This window comes from Streptomyces sp. NRRL B-24572, from assembly GCF_002156145.1.
Lineage (GTDB): Bacteria > Actinomycetota > Actinomycetes > Streptomycetales > Streptomycetaceae > Streptomyces > Streptomyces vietnamensis.
The window spans coordinates 1-1,368 of sequence record NZ_MWIG01000077.1; the positions used below are offsets into that span (position 1 = coordinate 1).

The window sequence follows — 1,368 nt, forward strand, 5'->3', positions numbered from 1 at the left end:
CTAGGGCCTGTTTCAGAAGTGGATCAAGGGCTGGAATGATCTCGATTCGTGGCTCGCGGAGATCTGACTGACGCACAGTGGGCAGTGCTTCAACCGTTGCTGCCGATAGGGATCAAGCCGGGCCGGCCTCCGATTCACACCAGGCGGCAGCTGATCGACGGGATACGGTTCCGCGTACGGACGGGCATACCGTGGCGGGACCTTCCCTCGCGGTACGGCCCGTGGGAGACGGTGTACGGACTGTTCCGCCGCTGGCAGCGCGACGGCACCTGGCATCGGATCTTCGAGCAGCTCCAGGCTCGGGCCGATGCGAAGGGCCTGATCACCTGGGACATCTCGGTGGACTCGACGATCACCCGTGCGCACCAGCACGCGGCTGGTGCCCGCAAAAAGGGGATCTGCAGGTCGAGCCGCCCGGAGGCATCTTCGCCGAGCCCGATGACCATGGGCTCGGACGCTCACGGGGTGGACTGACGACCAAGATTCATCTGGCGGTTGAGCAGGCCCAGAAGCCGATGTCGCTGGTGATCACGGCCGGGCAGCGCGGGGACTCCCCGCAGTTCCAGGTCGTCCTGCGCCGCATCCGTGTGCCGCGACTCGGTCCGGGACGGCCGCGCACCCGACCGGACAAGGTCCGCGCCGATAAGGCGTATGGTTCCCGCGCGAACCGCGCCTACCTGCGCAAGCGCAAGATCGGTTGCACGATCCCGGAGAAGCGTGACCAGATCGCCAACCGCAAGAAGCTCGGCTCCCTCGGCGGCCGGCCGCCGAGGTTCGACAAGGCCGACTACAAAGAGCGCCACGCGGTGGAGTGCGGAATCAACCGTCTCAAGCGCCACCGCGCGGTCGCGACCCGGTACGACAAGCTCTCCGTCCGTTACGAGGCAACCGTGCTGGTCGCCGCCATCAACGAGTGGCTGTGAGGGGGTGGTGGCGCGCACATGGCTCCGAGGGTGACCATGGGACCCAAGGAAGAGCTTCACGCCAACCGGCCCGCCCGAAGGCCCAGTCCTGAAGCACCTCGGCCACAGGTTCCACCGCGAAGACCTCGTGATCGCGAGGAACCCATGCCTGGAAGTGCTTGTCCGGCCCTCCCTCACGGTATTCCACCTGATAGCTCAGGTCATCGTTGAGATAGACCTGCATGTAGTGCTGATCGACGGGCTCGAGGTCGAGTCGCCGCACGATGACGAACCGCCAGTTGAGGCTCATGTCGGCCAGCAAATCGTGTAGCTGGTCCTCGGACGGGTCGTCCCAGGACGTCCCATCAGCCTCAATCGCCTGCAGCGCCGGTGTTGCCATGCAGGCGACTGTACCGGCCAATCAGGCTCTCAACCACGGTGGGCTTGGCTTCTGAAACACGCCCTA

Annotated in this window: 2 protein-coding genes; one reads left to right on the top strand and one right to left on the bottom strand. The window is 65.4% G+C overall.

Annotated features, from left to right (window positions below; genetic code table 11):
• The first annotated feature begins 48 nt into the window (after positions 1-48).
• Positions 49-923, top strand: a protein-coding gene (locus tag CCN56_RS05055) for an IS5 family transposase (protein WP_373412825.1) whose coding sequence is annotated in 2 segments (ribosomal slippage) — positions 49-438 and positions 441-923 — 873 coding nt in all. Because the reading frame shifts where the segments join, the coding sequence is not laid out codon by codon here.
• Here CCN56_RS05055 and CCN56_RS05060 read toward each other — a convergent pair.
• Complete coding sequence (locus CCN56_RS05060; protein ID WP_086824006.1) at positions 907-1,302, bottom strand: hypothetical protein; 396 nt, start codon at positions 1,300-1,302, stop codon at positions 907-909. The two genes, CCN56_RS05055 and CCN56_RS05060, sit on opposite strands and share 17 nt — an antisense overlap.
• Positions 1,303-1,368 lie beyond the last annotated feature (66 nt).